This is a genomic window from Corynebacterium sp. KPL2830 (assembly GCF_040225635.1).
Lineage (GTDB): Bacteria > Actinomycetota > Actinomycetes > Mycobacteriales > Mycobacteriaceae > Corynebacterium.
This window is the reverse complement of sequence record NZ_JBEHFR010000035.1, coordinates 1-18,343: the sequence shown is the minus strand read 5'-3', so window position 1 is coordinate 18,343 and position 18,343 is coordinate 1. Positions and strand designations below refer to the sequence as shown.

At 59.3% G+C, this 18,343-nt stretch carries 16 protein-coding genes; 10 read left to right on the top strand and 6 right to left on the bottom strand.

Annotated elements, in window-relative coordinates:
• The first annotated feature begins 156 nt into the window (after window positions 1-156).
• Window positions 157-519 carry a primase C-terminal domain-containing protein gene (locus tag ABRP87_RS10135; RefSeq protein ID WP_023024206.1) on the top strand — a complete coding sequence of 121 codons (363 nt, stop codon included), beginning with the start codon at window positions 157-159 and terminating at the stop codon, window positions 517-519.
• Window positions 520-589: 70 nt separating this feature from the next.
• On the top strand, window positions 590-733 hold the full coding sequence (locus tag ABRP87_RS10130; RefSeq protein ID WP_156904645.1) for a helix-turn-helix domain-containing protein: 144 nt from the start codon (window positions 590-592) through the stop codon (window positions 731-733).
• 1,521 nt (window positions 734-2,254) lie between these two features.
• On the opposite strand, the gene ABRP87_RS10125 is transcribed toward ABRP87_RS10130, so the two are convergent.
• The 4 genes from ABRP87_RS10125 to ABRP87_RS10115 all read right to left on the bottom strand — a co-directional run bounded on the left by ABRP87_RS10125 (window position 2,255) and on the right by ABRP87_RS10115 (window position 7,478).
• Complete coding sequence (locus ABRP87_RS10125; RefSeq protein WP_349868632.1) at window positions 2,255-2,704, bottom strand: hypothetical protein; 450 nt, start codon at window positions 2,702-2,704, stop codon at window positions 2,255-2,257.
• 364 nt (window positions 2,705-3,068) lie between these two features.
• Window positions 3,069-3,278, bottom strand: a complete 210-nt coding sequence (locus ABRP87_RS11280) for an alpha-amylase inhibitor (RefSeq protein ID WP_502879307.1) — start codon at window positions 3,276-3,278, stop codon at window positions 3,069-3,071.
• A gap of 1,337 nt (window positions 3,279-4,615) precedes the next feature.
• Complete coding sequence (locus tag ABRP87_RS10120; protein WP_349868630.1) at window positions 4,616-6,304, bottom strand: VanW family protein; 1,689 nt, start codon at window positions 6,302-6,304, stop codon at window positions 4,616-4,618.
• A gap of 34 nt (window positions 6,305-6,338) precedes the next feature.
• Window positions 6,339-7,478, bottom strand: a complete 1,140-nt coding sequence (locus ABRP87_RS10115) for a glycoside hydrolase family 3 N-terminal domain-containing protein (RefSeq protein ID WP_349868628.1) — start codon at window positions 7,476-7,478, stop codon at window positions 6,339-6,341.
• 58 nt (window positions 7,479-7,536) lie between these two features.
• On the opposite strand from ABRP87_RS10115, the gene ABRP87_RS10110 reads away from it, so the two are divergent.
• The 3 genes from ABRP87_RS10110 to ABRP87_RS10100 are packed head-to-tail and all read left to right on the top strand — an operon-like array spanning window position 7,537 to window position 11,454.
• A complete protein-coding gene (locus tag ABRP87_RS10110; RefSeq protein WP_034657804.1) occupies window positions 7,537-8,043 on the top strand; it encodes a universal stress protein in 507 nt (168 codons plus the stop codon).
• Window positions 8,044-8,065: 22 nt separating this feature from the next.
• On the top strand, window positions 8,066-8,263 hold the full coding sequence (locus ABRP87_RS10105; protein WP_284831214.1) for a DUF2613 domain-containing protein: 198 nt from the start codon (window positions 8,066-8,068) through the stop codon (window positions 8,261-8,263).
• A gap of 14 nt (window positions 8,264-8,277) precedes the next feature.
• Window positions 8,278-11,454, top strand: coding sequence for an alpha-(1->3)-arabinofuranosyltransferase domain-containing protein (locus ABRP87_RS10100; protein ID WP_349868626.1), 3,177 nt, complete (start codon window positions 8,278-8,280; stop codon window positions 11,452-11,454).
• Here ABRP87_RS10100 and ABRP87_RS10095 read toward each other — a convergent pair.
• On the bottom strand, window positions 11,348-12,493 hold the full coding sequence (locus ABRP87_RS10095) for an acyltransferase family protein (protein WP_284772126.1): 1,146 nt from the start codon (window positions 12,491-12,493) through the stop codon (window positions 11,348-11,350). The genes ABRP87_RS10100 and ABRP87_RS10095 overlap by 107 nt on opposite strands.
• A gap of 50 nt (window positions 12,494-12,543) precedes the next feature.
• Between ABRP87_RS10095 and ABRP87_RS10090 the strand changes: the two genes are divergently transcribed.
• Window positions 12,544-13,734, top strand: a complete 1,191-nt coding sequence (locus tag ABRP87_RS10090; protein WP_349868624.1) for a porin PorA family protein — start codon at window positions 12,544-12,546, stop codon at window positions 13,732-13,734.
• The gene (locus ABRP87_RS10085) at window positions 13,715-15,196 is read left to right on the top strand and encodes an MmpA family trehalose lipid delivery protein (protein WP_349868622.1); all 1,482 of its coding nucleotides are present in this window, start codon (window positions 13,715-13,717) and stop codon (window positions 15,194-15,196) included. The genes ABRP87_RS10090 and ABRP87_RS10085 overlap by 20 nt, the downstream gene beginning before the upstream one ends.
• On the opposite strand, the gene ABRP87_RS10080 is transcribed toward ABRP87_RS10085, so the two are convergent.
• Window positions 15,090-16,199, bottom strand: coding sequence for a glycosyltransferase family 4 protein (locus ABRP87_RS10080; protein WP_349853518.1), 1,110 nt, complete (start codon window positions 16,197-16,199; stop codon window positions 15,090-15,092). The two genes, ABRP87_RS10085 and ABRP87_RS10080, sit on opposite strands and share 107 nt — an antisense overlap.
• 24 nt (window positions 16,200-16,223) lie before the next feature.
• Here ABRP87_RS10080 and ABRP87_RS10075 point away from each other — a divergent pair, with 24 nt between their 5' ends.
• The 3 genes from ABRP87_RS10075 to ABRP87_RS10065 form a co-directional block, all read left to right on the top strand.
• Window positions 16,224-16,970 (top strand): class I SAM-dependent methyltransferase, encoded by a 747-nt coding sequence (locus ABRP87_RS10075; protein ID WP_349853519.1) that lies wholly within the window; start codon window positions 16,224-16,226, stop codon window positions 16,968-16,970.
• A 46-nt stretch (window positions 16,971-17,016) separates the two neighbouring features.
• Complete coding sequence (locus tag ABRP87_RS10070) at window positions 17,017-17,718, top strand: CPBP family intramembrane glutamic endopeptidase (RefSeq protein ID WP_349868620.1); 702 nt, start codon at window positions 17,017-17,019, stop codon at window positions 17,716-17,718.
• Between the two features lie 147 nt (window positions 17,719-17,865).
• Window positions 17,866-18,343, top strand: a 478-nt coding sequence (locus tag ABRP87_RS10065) for a transposase family protein (protein ID WP_502879306.1), incomplete at its 3' end; no start/stop codon positions are given.

The following is an 18,343-nucleotide window of genomic DNA, read 5'->3' as shown; positions in this document are numbered from 1 at the left end:
TCAAAATGGTAATAAGAAGGCCGCTGCTTAACCCCTAAGCAGCTTAACTACGTGTCCACGATTTGCGGGCAACCCCACAAGCCCTTGATAGCCTGGGAGCACTGCCCCCTCTAGAACGACCCTCGACCACGGGAAAGCTCCGGTTTTGGACGCAATGTGGATATCTTCGACCGTACTCGCCGCTGGGCCTTTAGGGCGAACAAACGCAATTGGACAGACGGCATCAACGTCTGGGTTGAAGTTGTCCACGCACACGCCATCGCCGCCAACCTCAACCTAGAAAAAGAACACCGCGACCCCCTCCCCGAAAAAGAAATCCACCGCCTCGCCCCCAGCATCGCCCACTGGGTATGGACACGATTCAATCCCGAACAATTGTCCGCCATCCGAGCAGCACGCGGAAAATCAGGCGAAAAACGGTCCCAACAACGCAACGAAACAGCAAGTGAGGTACCGAATGGTCAAGCCAGATGCACCCCGAAGGCTAGGCGTACGATCTCCAAGGCTCACCGCACGTGAAGCTGCCCTAAAAATCGGTCGTCCTCCCCACACCATTCGCCGCTAGACATCGGAACTTCGTAAGGCGTTTATCGGACGTGCGCACGAAAAACGCGATAAAATCCGGGTGCTCCACAACCAAGGGCTATCTATGCGTGCGATCGCTAAAGGAGTCGGCTGCTCTGTCGGGACCGTGCATCGTTATGTGCACATGAAAGACCAGGCGCGTGCATGATCCACATCCTGGCCTCCGTCTATGCAATAGGCACGTGCAGCTCACCTTGCTAAGCAAGCATGACTCACTACCTAAGCACCTAGGTTTTCAGTAGAGACACCCTCCGCGCATGTCACGCCCGCAGAAATGTAACAAATTAGAAACAATCCTATGAAAACTATTGAACTTAATGTAAAACGTAAAGACATTTTACTTTCTAAATATACGAAGAAACTTTCATGAAAAAAGTTGTTCATTAATTCTCTCTAGCATGCTTGCAATTTCCTCAATTATCTCTCCCCCTGCAATTACAGAAGAGCAAGAGGTGGAAAGCTTGGATAACCCTATCGATGGGTCTATCGAGCGGGAGTATAGGAACGTGTTTCTTCAGAATGGAATCACCGACAAGTCAATTCAAGATCGCCTAATTGGGAAAATTGAGAATAGTGAATTAATTGACGCAGATAATCCAGAATCGGAACCTATACGCAGTGAAGAAACTGAGGAGTACGGTCGAGTAACGAAGAAGAATATATACCAGGATGGTTCCGTTAGTACGGTAGAAATGGGACCTAGTAGCTACGCTACTAGAGGAACCGGGATTTCCAATTGCCGAAGCTACGATCATTTGAACTGGGTTCGACACGATAACTGCCGAGTTGTGTACAACGGCATCGCTTTCTCGTACTCATTCTATGCAGATTATTCAACGGCAAAGAGTGGGAAAGTAAACGCTACGATTAGGAATATGCATAGCCCGATAATTCATAGAGCCATTGGCCACACTACAAGTTCGCCCTCCCTTGAAATAACCCAACAATGGCAGAACCGAAATATATCTCCAGCCTCAGCTAGAATGTCTTTCCAGGCAACTGCAGTGAAGGTTTTATGGACAACGACGCTATCTCTAACCCTTGAGGTTTCCGGAGGCCGCGCTCAAGCGTTATCTTGATGCAACTATGATGGTATATGATATTATATTTTCTATATTTGCCGTAGCATTACTAGTGGCCTTGACACTATTCCTGACAAAAGCGGTGTCCTTTATAAAAGAGGTACGGCAAGACATAAAAGACATAAAAGGAGAAGTTACTGGCAAGGGGAAGTCTTCCAATAAATTCCAGGATTTAGATATTGAGTGATAACTGTATTTCACAGGTAATATAGTTACCGCTCCTAGTGGTGAACGTTCAAGACCTGCACCACTGTTGAGTCGGAGTTTTAGGTGTTGAACTTTACTGTCTGCGTGCTAGTGCTCGCGTCACCTTTTCTCCTGCCCTCATGCATACCGGGAATCAGCCGACGATTAAAGGCAGGAGTCTCCGATGTGCTGACTCCAGACGGTGTGGTGCTTCACGCTTCGTTGTCTTTCGCCCAATTTACTAGCTCTCTGGTGCGATTTTAGCCCCCTCCGGCCACCAACCGCTGCCCACACAGTGTCGAGCAGTCCTTTAGCTTCGTAGATCGCATCCAAGTGCCCACCAAACAGGGGTCAAGCACGATAGAGAGTTATAATGATACTTCTCCACCCGGTGACAGGTTCTATTGAATAATGCAGTTTGACGATTCTTTTCCGCTTTCGCTCATCCAGATTAATCGAGTACGACTAGGAAAAGTTGAGGGAAAATCATCTTCGGCATCTAGCTCTAGCTTTGCAGCAATTTGCATTACTGGGTCTTTTTTATCATCTTCCTCTTTTTCTGGTACCTCAACGATGGTCGTGAAAATGAAAACGGAGTAATTTTCTTTCTCTGAGTCCGACAACTCTTCTCCAAATCCGACAATTTCATCAATAAGGAGCCTAAATATCGGCTCGGTCTGGCCTAAGAGGTAAGCTTGTTCGGATGCTAAAAGAACCTTATGAGACTGTCTTACACGTTCTACTGCTTCCTGATATTTCTCTTTCGCTTTGGGCAGAGATTCGAATGGACAGACGAATTTCGTTATATAGCACCAAATGTGGACGCTTGGATTTAAACTTTTATTTAGCATATATTTCTATATTATCTTGGAGTCCAGTTAGTGCTATAAGCACCGTTTTTCCTGTATTGGCCAATTGTCTTACAGTGTCTCTTAGCATGATTGTCACCGAATCTGGAAACGAAGTTATTTGCTTCTTTTTCAGCCTTTTCTGGATCATTTTTATGGTTTCCGATGACGAAACCAACAACTGGGTTACCTGTTGTATTCTGATGGACTTGGCACTTCACCGTATACATCCCTCTATTATTCTTAGTCCGTGGGTCGTCTGGACCCAGCCCATATGCTAGGGGAGCTAAACAACTCAGTGCGACTAGAATGGATAAGATTCCAGCGTGATTTTTTACAACTCTTTTCATAGTTCAGCAGCCCTCAGTTAGCAAAGGAAAACGCCATCGATTCGGCCTGTGGCAACGCCAATATTAGTACGTGTCCCTGGTTGAATTGATTTGCATTGAGTGTCGAGCCCGAAGGCTAGCACCACTTTTACTCGTTGTGGGTCGCTTCCTCCACAATTGTTATAAACTTGGACGAATCCCTTTTCTGCTCGCGCTACAATGCAATTTGGTGCTGGAACAGCAGCCATAGTTGTTAGGGTAGCTTCGGTACTGCGAACTTCGGACCCTGCGAAGAGAACTTCGGCAACTTCACCTTTGGCAAATCTTGCGCTTTGACCCGGTTCTAGTTCGGCAACTTTAATTGGTTGGTTGATAGATTGAAAGTGGGCGTTTCGGTAGCAGTTGCAGTCGCAGTGGTAGCTGTAGAAGTAGCAATGAAGCCCGCGGTGATTATCGCTACTTTCCTAAGAAATAAAGACATTATTCTCCAACCCTGATAGCTTACTTTTCCAGAAACTTATCCGATCGCCTGAGAGCCGTCAAGAGGTTGTTCAGATTTAAATCTTAGCCAACCATTATTAGGGGCGTGCGCATTCCAAGAGTGCTGATGCATTACTGAGGTTGAGTCGTTGCTGCCATTCTGCATAAGACCAGGTTGCTGAAGCGTAAACGGACCGCCTCAGCGTAAAGTTTCTCAGGTATCGTTCCGTTTCAGTAGATGGGGAAATCTGGAACATGCCAAGGAAATTTGATCAGGATGCCAAGGAACGTCCGGTCCGTCTCGTGGAAGATCGCATCTCGGCGGAAAATACGTCGATGCACCCCGCGTGCCAGGCAGCAGCCCCAAAGTTGGGGTTTCATGGCATACGGCCCGTCTTTGGACTTAACCCTGCCCGCAGTGCCGGGGACATACCAGAGTCCAAACCTGAAGATTTGGCTGCCGAAAACGCAATGCTAGACCGTGTAAATCACCAGCTACACGAGACTAATGAACTTCTGAAGGCTGCCCGAGTTTTTCGCGTCATAACTCGACCCAAAATGTGGGAAATGATCCGATTCATCGATAACTATCGAGATCTTTTCCTAGTCGAATGCATGTGCACCGGCGTTATAAAATAACCGGGCTGGTCAATCGTTTTTATTGTCTCGCATGATTATCGCCAATCCACAGGCCACAACCCGAGGACTTTAGCGATCCTTACCGTCGCGACTGCGTGCTAGTTGAACACAGGAGTACTCTTCACCGTGATAACGACGGCCTCTTTGGCGCCGGCTAACATCCTAATCAAACCCCGAACTTCATACCGAGCCGGAGGCATAAACGTCTACACCACTACACGGGACTTGACCGTCCATATTAACGCAGTGCCCACGGTGGCACCGGTGAAAGATGAGCATGATGTGGTTGTCCCCCACGAAAAACATGACCTTCAACCCCCTGCGAGGCAAGACGGATGACTAACGAGTCTGGCTCCCGCAGCATGGCACTACACCCGCTGCGGGAGCCTTTGTCGTACTCACGCTGGGTTGTGCGCGCTGCATGGCCGCCGAGATTGGGCCAGCGGCAACGCACTTTGCTTACTGGCTAACCACACCGCACGATGGGTTGTGGATCGTAGACCGTGGTCTTGGTCTCGCGGGAAAGCTCCTTGCCGCTGAGATCCTTGATGATGCGGGTATCGGACGTCGTAAAGCCCGGTGCACCGGATGATGGCGAACAGTCGCTGCCCGGCACAGACATTGGCTGTGGTTCGGTCTTGGCCCAGCGGCCGTTATTAATGGATTCCACCTCTACCGTCTTGGTGCCTTTCAAGCGGACGGTGATCTCACCGCCGCCAAAATTAGTCTCGATCTGCACTGGGGTATTGAAAGTATTGGTAAATTGCAGGTCAATGGCGCCCTCATACACGGTAGCCTCGCGGCCGGCCGGGTAACGGGAAATGTAGTACGAGTGCGGGGTGTGCGCGGTATCCTGCATGCCCGCGAAGTACGCGGCGTTATATAGCGTAGTGGCGAACTGGGAGATGCCACCGCCCACGGCGGTACCGGAATGGCCGTCGATGATGATGCCGGATTCCACATAGCCCTGCGCGGTGCCGCGGGGGCCGGTATAGCCATTGAGGGAGAAGGTCTCACCTGGGTTCACCACGGCACCGTTGACCTCTTGGGCCACCAGCTGAATATTGCGGCCGGAGGCAGAAGAGAAGCCACCGGTGGAGAACTCGCCCACGGTATCGTTAAACGTCGCGTTTTCGGCGTCCTCGGTGGTGAAATCGGCCGGGTCAGGCTTGTAGGTTGCGTCCCACTCGCGGTCATCGCCAGTCACGCGCTTATCAAAGCCTTCCATGGTTGGCTTCCAGTCAATAATCTCGCCGTCCTGGGAGGGCGTGACCTGCTTGGAACCACCAGCGAATTTCACTTTGGCGTTCACGCCAGGCACATCGGCGCCATCGGTGCGCTCTTGCAGCAATTGCTGCGCGCGGTTGCTATCAACCACTAGGTGCAGCCGACCATCCTTTTTCTCAATGCTGGTGAACTGGGAAATCTCCGGCTTATTTAGCGTGGCGGTTACGTTATTTTGGGCCTTCAAGGTCAACGGATTATCCAGGGCCTTGGCGGCGTCACCGGTACGCATCTTTTCAATGGCCTCGTCATTAATGGCCGGCTCAATTTCTTCCGGCTCCACCTGCACGCCAGCCTTATCGAGCCAATTCGCTGCCACCGCATCGTGCAATTCGGTGCCTTCTACGGTCTGCCCCAACGTGGGATCGGTGACCTTGAGCTGACCATCATTAAGCTCCAGCATGCCGTCGACCGGCTCTGTAGAAAGCTCGTCTTTTACGCGGTCAAGGGTGGGCTGCAGCTTATTATCGTCTACCTCGGTTTCTACCGGGATATCTTCGGTAGAGCGAAAGAAGCTGGCCAGGCGGGTAATCGGGTTGAGCGAAGGCTCCTCAATGCCATCGACGGCGGCCTGGTTATCCAGGGCCAGGCCGGATTCGGCAGGGATAAAATCAGACTGCAGTTCGCCGGCGGTCACGGTCACGGGCTGGGTTTCGACACCAGTGAGCTCGTCCTCAAGCTTGGCCACGGCGGCGGTGCGCTCCATGGCGGAGATATCCACGCCGCCAACGGAGACGCTGCGCGGGATCTTGTCCTGATTTGCTATGACATCCCAGGCATAAGCGATGCCCGCAATGAGGACAAAACCCACGATCACGCCAAGCGTGATGAGCCAGCCCTTTGCACCGTTTTTTCCTTCTGCCTTCTTCACGCTTTAAAGGTTAACGGGTGCAGGGGCGTTTTTCCTAGTCGCTGTCCCCAGTGTGCACATGGTGGGCGGCTTCACCAAGGCGCTCAGGGTTCAATCTGCCCTCATCGACTGCGCCCACGACGGCATCGATCACGGCGTTGATATCGGCCTCGGTGGACCACAGGGGCATGTCGGCGCCGGCGGCGAGGGAGGTAATGACGGCATCGGCAAGCGGCAGCGAATCCGAAATGGCCGCCATGCCGCCAATGTCATCGGTATAGATGGTGCCGTCATACTGCAAGGCCTCGCGGGCAAGGCCGTAGGCCTCCGGCAGGATGGAGGCTGGGGTCTGGCCATCGCCCAGGCCCGGGACCGCGAGGTGCCCCATCATCAGCGCCGCATTCGGCGCGGCGGGAATGGCGTTTTGGAAGGGAATAAACTCGTGGTTTTCGAGCTCTTCCAGCGGCGGGGTAATGGCCTCCGCCAGGTGGGTATCGCCCGAGGCGCGGCCGTGGCCCGGGAAATGCTTGAATACGGCCTTGACCCCGGCTGCATCCAGCCCGCGGGCAAAGGCGGCACCATAATCACCGGCCTGGGCAGGGTCGGTGGAAAAGGCGCGGTCACCCACGACCTCAAGGCCATCGCCATCGACATCGAGCACCGGCGCGAAGTCCACGTTGATGCCGTAGTCCATGAGCCGCTTGCCGATGTCCCCCGCCAGCTGTTCCACCTGCTCCGGCGAGTTTTCCGCCGCCATCTGCTGCGCGGAGGGGTATTCGCCCAAAATTTCAGAAAAACGCTGCACGCGCCCGCCCTCAAAGTCGATGGCGACCTCAAAATCGCAGCCTAGTTCCGCGCGCAGGGCGTTAATATTGCGGCCCTCTTCTTCCAGCAAACCGGGATCCGCCCAGCTCGGGATGAAGATGCCTCCCACGCCGGCCTCCAGCTTGGCCTTGGCGTCCTCATAGCTGGTCGCCGGCGGCATAAGCACCGAGGCGGCGGTGGCGCGAATATCCTCGGGCGCCGGCGCTGGTGCCGGGGCCGGGGCAGTCTCGGTGGCAGGCGCGGAGGTACCGGGTGACGAGGACGCGGGAGCCGCAGATTCGTGCGACTTGTCCTCGTCCGAGGCGGAATTAGAGCAGGCGCTGAGCACCGCCACGAGGCCCAAACTGACAATGATGCGGGAATATGTCATGCCTTCCAGTGTGCAGGATTCCTCGCGAACTGTCCCAAGCGGCCGGTAGACTAGTGACATGAGTAACGGCAAAACAATGTTAATTGCCTATGATGGCACCGAACGCGCCGACCGCGCCTTGGAGTACGCCGCCCAGCTTTTGCGCCCCTCCACGGTGGAAATCCTCACCGCGTGGGAGCCGGTGGCCCGCCAAACCGCGCGCGCCGTCAGCCGCACGGGCATGCACCAATCCACCGTGTCCCCCGATAGCGTGGAAGACGATCCGGCTTACGAAGAGGCGCTGAAGATCTGCCGCCAGGGCACCCAATTGGCAGAGAACCTCGGCCTGGCCGGCCGCGCGCACCTCGTGGAATCCGCCACCACCATCTCTTCGGCCATCGTGGATGCCGCGCACGAGCTCGACGTGGATGTCATCGTGACCGGCACCCGCGCGCTCACCGGCTTTCGCGCCTGGTGGACCAACTCCACGGCGGACCAGATCGTGCGCAATGCGGGCCTGCCCGTCTTTATCGTCCCACAAGAAAACGACGAAGACGCGGAAGATGACGATCCGGAATACTTCTAAGTAGCTGCTAGTATCTTTAGCCATGGCTCTGGAATCCGATTCTTTAAACAAGCGCACCCTCGGCCCCGCCGTGGGTAGCGCTGTTGTGGGCATCGCCCTGGGCATTATCACCATCATTGGCATCGCCCAGTTCTCCGGCAGCGATACCGTGCCCGAGGGCAATGCGGTCTCCCCCGATGATGCGGTGCTGGGTGGGCCTGAATACGGTTCCCGCAATTAGATGGGCGCACCGGCGTGCATGACCGGACCGATCAGCTCCCCCGCGGCCCACACGGCGGTTCCTATGTACACCGCTACCGCGCACTAGCCCGCGCCCTGCGCCACCGCTGCGCGCGCCTTGCCCGGCCCTACCCGCTCGGCATTATTGCCTTAGCGCTGATCCTCGCGGTACAACCGTGGGGGCTGACCGCAGCCGATACCAAACACGATCTGGCCGCCAACCCGCGGCACTTCCTGCGCGGCGCGCTCGATGCCTATACCGATATCTTTACCCTAGGCCAGCTGCAGAACCAGGCCTACGGCTACCTCTTCCCGCAGGGCCCCTTTTTTGTTTTAACCGAGCCCCTGCCGGATTGGATAGCCCAACGCCTGTGGTGGCTGTTGGTCTTAAGCGTGGGCTTTATCGGCTTTCATAAACTGGCCACCCGGATAGGCCTGCGCGGCCGGTGGGTCTGGGTAGCGGCGATGCTCTATGCGCTGTCCCCGCGCTCGCTCTCCACGCTGACGGCCATTTCTTCTGAAACCTGGCCCGTCATGTTAGCCCCGTGGGTCATCCTGCCCTTCCTGCGGGAAAAACTCACCTGGCGCGATGCTGCCGCCGCCACGATTCCCGTGGCGCTGATGGGCGCGGTCAACGCCACCGCCACGCTCGCGGCGTGCACCCCGGCGCTTGTCATCGTGGCCTACCGCCGCGCCTTCAAGCCCGGCGCGGCCTGGCTGCTTGGCTGCTTGTGCGTATCCGCGTGGTGGATTGGCCCGCTTTTAATCTTGGGCCGCTACGCCCCACCGTTTACGGAATTTATCGAGTCCTCCCGCGTGACCACCCGGTGGCTGAACCTGCCGGAGATCCTGCGCGGAACAACGAGCTGGTCGCCCTTTGCGGATGCCGAGCGCATCGCCGGCAACGAGCTCGCGACCTCTGCCTTCTTTGTCCTTATCACCATGGCCGTGGCCGCGATAGGCATGTATGGCCTGTGCCGGCTGCCCCGCGTATGGTCCATCATGCTGATTACCGGCGTGGCGATTTTAGGCTGCCAGGCGGCGTGGTACCTCGACGCGCTCGATGGCGTGCTAGCACCCCTGCGCAACCTGCACAAATTCGATCCGCTGGTGCGCATCCCGCTGCTGTTGGGCTTTGCCCGCGCCTGTCAGCGCCTGCCGCTGCCCACCGGCCTGCGCCCCACCAAGAAACAGACGGTGGGCGCGCTGGTGCTGCTCGTGTGCATCAGCGCCCTCTCCCCAGCGTGGTCGCAGCGTCTGCTGCCCCTAGGCGCCTATGACGAGGTGCCGGACTATTGGCACGAGGCCACGGATTACATCAACGAGCATGCAGAAAATACCCGCACCCTGATCTATCCCGAGGCCTCCTTCGCCCGCCAAGAGTGGGGTTGGACCCGCGATGAGCCGGCGCAGCCGCTTCTTGATGTCCCCTGGGCCGTCCGCGATGCCATTCCCCTTGTGCCGCCGGAGGCCATCCGTGGACTCGACGGGGTGATGGCAGCGCTAGAGGAGGACCCGGACAGCGGCGTGCGCGCCTTGCAGCGCCTGGGCATCGGCGCGGTGATGGTACGCCACGATCTCTTTGCCGCCGATAATGACACCTTGAGCAGTAAATTTGGCGGTGACGTGCATACTTTTGGCGAGGTTGATGTGATCCTGCTCGAGCAGCATTCCATGGCCCTGACCTCAGCCGATACCGTCCGCGTGGCCGGTGGCGGCGAGGCGCTGGCCTTCCTCGATTCCCACGATGGCCCCGCCGCCCGCGAGCTGGTGGAAGGGGACGCCGATATCGTCACCGATACTCCCACGCTGGTGGATCGCAATTACGGTACGCTCCACGGAGCCGCCTCGGCGCCGCTGTCCACAGACGATCCCAGCCACGTTTATAACCGCCTGCGCGATTATCCCTCCGCCGGCCCGCTGACCACCGTGAATACCCACGGCGGCGATGTCGAGGTCTCTTCTTCCGCTGCCGATGCCACCGCCTTCGGTGGAGCCCAGCCGGAAAAGTCCGCCACCGCGGCAGTCGATGGGGAAAATTCCACCGCCTGGTGGCCCGCACCCGGCGATGATGAGGGCTGGATCGAGCTGCGCGGTGACTTTAGCCAACCACGACTGAAACTCATGGCCACCAGCTCCACCACGGTCACGGTGCGCTCGGGTGGCGCTGCAGTAGAGGTGGATCTGCAGCCCTTCCGCTCCCAGACGGTGCGCGTGCCCGGCGGGGATTCGCAGGCCATCCGCGTGGAATTATCCCACCGCACCGGCATCGCGGAACTGGAGGTAGAAGGCCATCCCATCGAGCGCGTGGTCACCGTGCCGGATACCTCGCCGAATGTGCACCAATTCTTCTTCCAGCAGCTGGTGCACGATACCGGCGTGCTCATTCGCGATGTCACCGTGCCGCGCCGCATGGAGGTCACGGTGGATTCCACCAAGCCGGTGCTTATCGATTCCCACCGGTACTCCCCCGGCAGCACCCTGACCCTTGAGCCCGGCGTCCACCGCGTGCGCACCACCGGCGCGTGGGTGTCAATGACGGAGAAGGGCTGGTCCCCGCCGAGCGATTATCGCCTCACCGATTTTTCCATCGCTGCTGCAGGAGATGAGCGCCTGCTCATTACCGGCCGCGCCTTTAATAAGGGCCTGCGCGGATTTATAGGCGATACCGAGCTCACCCCGTACGAGATCGATGCCGCCACCCAGGCGTTTATCATCCCGGCGGGCACGCATGGGGAATTCCGCATGACCTTTAAGGCGCAGCCTGCCTACCGCGCCGCCCTGCTCTTTGGCGGCGCACTCGGCCTGGCCACGCTGGGGTTCTGCCTGCTTTTCGCCGCGCGCCGTAGCCCGCAGCCCACCTGGCACCCGCATCCTGGCGGCATGGCCTCTGCGGTGTATTCGCTGGCCTGCCTGGCAATGGTGGGATGGCCGGCGGCGCTTGCGGGCATGGCCGCCTGGCTCATCGTGCGCTGGACCACCATTCCGCGGGCTTATTTTGCCAGCGGCGTGGTAGCGGCGGCCGGGGCCGTCCTTGCCCGAGCCCCATGGACCTCAGGGGCCTATGCCGGCGATTCCGTGCTGCTTATGTGCTTATGTGCCGCGGGGCTGGCCTGCCTTTTCGCCGCCGACGGCCCCGGCCCCGGACCCGGCCCCGGCCCATCAGAAGGTCGCGGCCCGGGCGCTCGATAAGCGTATAGCTCGCCGCAGAAACCACAACGGTCCCCACCACAGTGACGGCAAGGATCACCCAAAAATCCAGCGGTTTCCCGCTAAACAGCGCCACCCCGGTTAGCGGGAAGGCCACGGCGAGCACCGCCACGTGCCACAAGAAAATGGAATAGGACCACGCGCCCAGCGCCTGCATCAGCGGCGATGTAAGCCACGAGGTTCCGCGTGGAACCAGGGCCACCGGCACCACCACGCAGGCCGCGAATACCGCCCCGGCGATGATGCGGCGGGCAAATTCCGCCGGCTCCGGATGCACCAGCCCGGCCGGGCCAAACCAGTCCCGGCTCGCCACCCATAGCACTAGCCCAGACAGCACAACCCAGGCCCAGCGCACCTGCAGGAGGCGCGCCGTGCGCTCGCCGATGCCCCTTTCTTCCACCTCCGCCGCCAGCATGCCGACCGCGAACCAGGAGGCATAGGCCGGCGGCCAGATTTGCGAGTTGACCTGGTCTTCGCTGTAGTCCGCGACAAAGGGGATAAATCCCCACCCCCAGCTCGCCACCGCGGCACCGGCGATAACGGCCATGCGCCAGCGCTGCGGCAGGCTGCCAAGGGCCCACACCAGAAGCGGTAGTACCAGGTAAAAGAAAAACTCCACGCAGAGGGACCAGAGGTGGGTAAGGCCCGGGGCAAGGCCATCGGCCACATAGATCTGCGTGGAGGTCAGGTTGGCGAGGATCTGGGTGGGGGTGATGGAGTGGGCATCGGGAAGCAGCAGCAAAACCGATACCACGCAGGCATAATAGGCCGGTGCCAAGCGCGCGATGCGGGAATGGGCATAGCCGCGCGCCGTGTGCAGCCCCCGCCGGCGCCACAATAAAAAGGCGCTGAGGGCGAAGAAGACGGCGACGAAGAAATCGAAACGCCCGGCAAATCCCCACCCGGTGCCGGTTTGGAAGGATACGTGGGTGACAATAATCCCTAATGCGGCAACCGCGCGTAGGCCGTCTAGCTCCGGCAGGTGCTGGGGTAGTCTTTTCACAGATGCCTGCGTGCGCACGCTTGCTCCTTTACCCCGGAAACCTGAAACTGATTGGATATAGTACTGCAATGAGCCGCTACCTTTGGCCACGCTCGCCACGGACGTGGGTTGTCATTGCCGCAATCATTTTCCTCCTCATTGGTACCCTCGCCCCGACCCTCTACAATAACCGGACCCGCCCGCTGAGCTTGGATCAAGATTTTTCCACCTCCAGCGGGCCCACCGACGCGGTATGGATGGACGTGCGCGCCCTCATGGACGGTGAAGCCCCCGCTACCGCATCCGGCGATGACCCGCGCTGCGCCGACAAATCCGCCCCGATGTGGTGCTACCAGTACCACGGGCCGCTGACCTTGGAGCGCACCATTACCACCGGCGAGGTGGACGATGATGACACCATCGCCACCACCGATTCCGTAACCAGCCTGCTGGCTGGAAAAGACGGGGACTCCCAAGAGGAAATCGCCACTGTTGATCAGCACTCGGTGCTCAACCGCGAATCCACGTTCCCAGTGGCGAATCCGGTCAATAAATGGGCCCTCGCCCTACCCGAGTTCAACGCCGGTCTAACCCGGGAAGACTTCGAGCGAGACGGCCTCACCTATTTCTTCCCCTCCGGCACGGAGCAGCGCTCCTACCCATTTTTTGATTTCCTGGCGCAGGAATCCACGCCGATAGACTTTACCGGTGACTCCAAGGTGGATGGCATCCCCATCTATTCCTATCACCAGGATTTACAGCCGCTGCCGCTGAAAAACACCTTTAGCAATATCAGCGCGGGGCTAGATAGCACCACTAAAACGGACGAGCTGAAATCCGGCGATTTCCAGTTGAAGGGTCCCGCAAGCCGTTTTTATGACCGCCAATCGCGCGAGCTTTTGGACTTGGATGCGGATGCGACCGTTATTGTCGAGCCCTTTTATACCGTAGGCCGCGATATTTCGGTCGAGCCCACCACCGGCACCATCGTGGATGTCCGGGAAAACGTCAAGGTCTTTTTCGCCACCGATATCCAGCAGGCGGGAACCCTGATCGCAGAGGATGACACAGAGGATCGCTCCGTGCTGGCCGGGGATTTCCGATGGTCAGAGGATACCCGCTCGGAACGCCTCGCTGAGGTCCGCCCGGTAATCTACGCCATCCGGGGGCTGATGGCCGTTGGCTGGCTGGGCAAGGCCATCGGCGTTTCCCTGCTCATTTTCGCCGCCTACCAGTACATGCGCCGCCACCGTGACGCCCATGATGCCGCACACGCCTAGGCGCATCCTCCTCGGGCTGTGGGGAATTCTTCTCGTGGCCGCGGTGTGCTGGCCCTTCGCACTGCCCGGTGAATTCCTCTGGCGCGATATGGTGCTCTTAAACGATCCGGGGCTTACCCCATCCGCGCTGGGTGCGGGAAGCCTGCCAGCCCGCAACGCACCACAAGATGGGTTTTTGGCATTACTCGGCGGCGCGTGGACCGCCCGGGTCCTTATCTTTACCGCTGCTGGGGCCGCCGCTCTCACCGCCGCGCTGTGGTCTCGCACCACGGTAGCGGCGCTGGCCGCGATGACCATCGCGGTGGCCAATCCCTTTGTCATCGAACGCCTCCTGCAAGGCCAGTGGTCCTTGGCCATTGCGGCCTGGTTACTCCCGGTCATCGCCTGGGCGGGGCGCCGCCACAGCTGGCTGGCATGGCTGGCCATGTGGGGAGCATCGCTTACCCCCACCGGCGGGTTATTTGCGGTGGTCACCGCCCTGTTTACCTGCCGGAAGCGCGTGGCCCTGGCGGGCTGCCTCTTGTGGCTGCCGTGGCTGGTTCCAGGTCTCTTCCAACCCAGCGTGCCCGGCGATGCCGCAGCCGCCGTCGCGGCCTTTTCCCCGCGCGCAGAAGAACACGTGGGCACGGTGGGCGCGCTCTTGCGGCTTGGCGGAATCTGGAATGGCGAGGCCGCCCTTGGCCTGGCCGTGTTCGGCCTTTTCGTCGCAGTTCTCGCGCTGGCGGGCGCGCACCGCGTTCCGGCGCGCTTGACCGTCCTGGCCGCGCTGGGACTCGGCGGGGCGCTGGCATGTTGGCTCTTGCCAGGCATGCTGGAATGGGCCATCGATTACGTTCCAGGGGCCGGTCTTTTGCGCGATAGCCACAAACTCACGATGCTCGCGCTGCCGCTATACGTGGCGTCCATCGGTGCGCTGCCGCAGATTCCGGCCGCGCTGGCACTGGTGGCCGCCACGATTCAGATTCTTCCCGCCCCGTCCCGCCTTGCCGTACTTTCTCCCCGCGATACCGGGGTGGATGAGCAGTTGGTGCGCGATATCGACGGACGCCTGGCGTTTTTCCCCGAACGGCCCAATTTGGTGGAGGTTCCCACGGGGGATGGCGGTGCGCATCGGGAAGCCACCCCGGGGGTCGCGGTCGATCCCTATTCCAAGGCGGTGCCGATGGTGGAATCCGGCGAGCTCAGCGTGGACGGTGAAGTCATCGATCAGGCCTCACCGCAGTACCGCGCGGCGCTGCGCGCCTGGCAGGACCGCGATATGGCAGGCCTTGCGGAACTTGGGGTGGGCGTCGTGGTGGTCGATGGCGCCATCGCCGCAGAGACCAACGCCCCGCGCCCCGAGCTGCCGTGGGCACTTACCTCCCTGTGGATGGCTTCCCCGCTACTAAGCCTTGGAGCAATTGCGCAAAGGCAGCGCCGGTCTTCTCCCACGAAAAGCGCGCGGCAAACTCTCGGGCATTAGACCCTAGGCGCCGTCGCAACTCCGCGTTCTCCAGTAACTCCTGGGTGGCCGCCACGAAGTCACCCTCTTCTTCTACAAGGATTCCGGTCTCGCCATCGATTACGCTATCGCGCAGGCCAAATGCATAACCCACTGTGGGTACCCCATGTTGGGCGGCCTCCATGACGGCAAGGCCCCAGCCCTCTTTGTGGGAGGGCATGAGGTGGGCATCGGCACGCGCGAGCAAGGCGTGCTTATAGTCTTCCGTCACCTGGCCGCGAAAACGCACGCGATCCGTCACGCCGAGCTTTTCGGCATAATCGCGCAAATTCGACTCCCACCAGCCCGAGCCAATCACATCCAAAACCGCGCCCGGCGTGCGCGCCACCGTATCCATGGCGTGCTCGATCTGCTTGTGTGGGACTAACCGCGAGAGTGTCACCAGGTGCTTATCCGCCTCGCGCTCGAGGGAAGGTACGTGCGCCGGAATGGGGTCTAGGCCATTGGCGATGATCCGCGCGCCGTCAATGCCGAGCGCCTCCAAATCCTCGCGCGAGGCCTGCGAGACCGTGACGTAGGTCGAATCCCGATATACCCGCGGTGCCACGCGCGATTCCAAGAACCAGCCCAGCCGCCCGAGCACCGGACCAGCCACGGGCCATTGCTCGCGGTGGCAATGGTGGGTAAGTAGCACCGTCGGCGCGCCGGAAATCAACCGCGCGAAGAAGGGAATGCCGTTTTGGGTATCGATGACCGCGTCGATACCGCGCAGATCCCCCAGGCCCATTCTCCCGGCCGCGATGGCCGCCCACGCGCGCGGGTACACGCCAAACTTGGCACCGCCGCGGCTATAGCGCACGCCACCCCGGACTTCCCGGCGCGCCGCATTCATGTGCTTAGAGGTGCGAAAGACCACCTCGTGGCCCTGCGCCGCTAGGTACTCCCCCACGCGTTCGAGGTAACGCTCGGAGCCACCGCCCTGCGGGTGGGTGGAATCGCGCCAGCATAGTAAAAGAATTTTCATCGTGGGGTATTAGCCTAGTGGTTTATGAAACACACCCGCGACATGGCCACGCTCTCCCGCTCCTGGGCGCTGCTGCGCTCTTTCCGCTTCGAGCAAACCCGCCCCGATCTTTTCTACGGCGGCCTGGCAGAAGATACGGCCACGCTGGTGGAAAACTTGGGCCGCGACTTGAGCGTGCCGCTTGCCGATGCCCTCGTGCTCGACGTAGGCGGCGGCCCCGGCTATTTTGCCGCCGCCTTCGCGGACCGCGGCGCGTCCTACGTTGGCCTTGAGCCCGATGCCGGGGAAATGTCCGCTGCCAATATCCGCCTCAGCAATTCCGTGCGTGGCGATGGCACGCGCCTGCCCTTCGCGGACGATTCCTTCGATGTGGTTTATTCCTCTAATGTCGCCGAACACATCCCCCGCCCGTGGGATATGGGTAAAGAAATGTTGCGCGTTACCCGACCCGGTGGCCTGTGCATCATGAGCTATACCGTCTGGCTCGGCCCCTTCGGCGGCCACGAAACCGGGCTGTGGGAGCACTACATAGGCGGCGCCTTCGCCCGCGACCGCTATACCCGCCGCCACGGGCACCCGCCCAAGAATGTCTTTGGCACCTCACTATTTAATGTCCCCTGCTCCGCAGGCCTCACCTGGGCCGAGTCCACCGGCGCGCTAAAGCTCGCCTTTCCGCGCTACCACCCCAGCTGGGCGTGGTGGCTGACTAAGGTTCCTGGCCTGCGCGAATTCGCCGTATCCAACCTGACGCTGGTATTGCAACCGGACTAGGCCGCGCCACAGCTCGCACCGAGGTTGTCCTACTATACTGCCTAGCATGCCGGACCAACTACAGCGCTCACAGCTCTCCCCCACCGTTCGCGCAGATCACCTGGGGTGGGCCGTGGCCAGCGTCGTCGCCACATTTGCCGGTGCGGCACTCATTGGCATCGCCTGTGGCCTCATTACAAAGAGCGGTTCCTGGGTCGCCTTTGGCATCGCCGTCGGCGGTGCCTTCTTCGGCTTGGGAACGGTCTGGTACGGATTTTCCCGCCGCTTGGGCTGGTCGTGGCGCGATGCCGGGTTTGTGAAAGCCGAGCATTCCTTATGGCACCTGCTGTGGTGGATTCCCCTCGCCATCCTGGGCTCTGGTGCGGCCACGGGTGCCGTCAATGCACTCCTGGGCAGCGAACCAGCCGGCAATAACCTTTCCGCCGGCCTAAAGATCAGCCCCGCCGCCACCATCATGGTGGTACTCAGCACCGCGCTTGTCATTCCCCTCGTAGAAGAGGTGGCCTTTCGCCGCGTCCTATTGGATTGGCTGCAAAATTCCATGCCCACCTGGGCAGCAGCGCTTATCACCGTCGCTGTCTTCGCCCTCGCACACGGCATCCCCGCAGTAATGCTCTACATCGCATTCTTTGGCACCTTTTTGGTGCTAGCACGCCTCTGGTTCAAGACACTTACCGCTCCCCTGTGCATTCACATTGCAAATAACACGGTCGTAGCAATCACGGCCCTAGCGGGACTATCGGGCTAAGGATGTGATGTCTAGTGACTTTTTGGACTCGGAGTCCATTTACTTTTTGGACTCGGAGTCCAGTTAGTTTTTTGACGCGGAGTCCAGGAAGTTTATGGACAGGATGTCTAACTACTTTTTGGACTCTGGCTTCTTGACAATGTGGGGATGGCAATTCCCATTACTCTCCGCAAGAAGATAGCGGATTTCGACCCCATCCGTGAGGGCATCACGGTCCAGCAGTTCTGCAAGAACATCGGCGTATCGAAGCAGACGTACTACAACATCAAAGCACGTATCGCCGAACGCGGGCGGGCTGGCATCGTGCCGGACAGCACGGCACCGCTGAACCCACGACGGGTCTACGATGACAAGATTCGACAACAGGTCCTGCAAGCTCGCGGTACGTTAAAAGCCCGCGGCCAAGACTGCGGCCCATGGTCAATCTTCTACTTCTTCCTCGACGAACTCGGCTACGACCAACCACCGTCACGAGCTTTAATCGCACAATGGTTGCACGAGGCTGGCGTCGCTGACATCAATGCACGTAAACGACCGCGTAAGTCCTACAGGCACTTTGCCAGGGGCGAAGTCAATGAACTGTGGCAGATCGATGCGTTTGCCTACAGACTCTTCGATGTGGCTC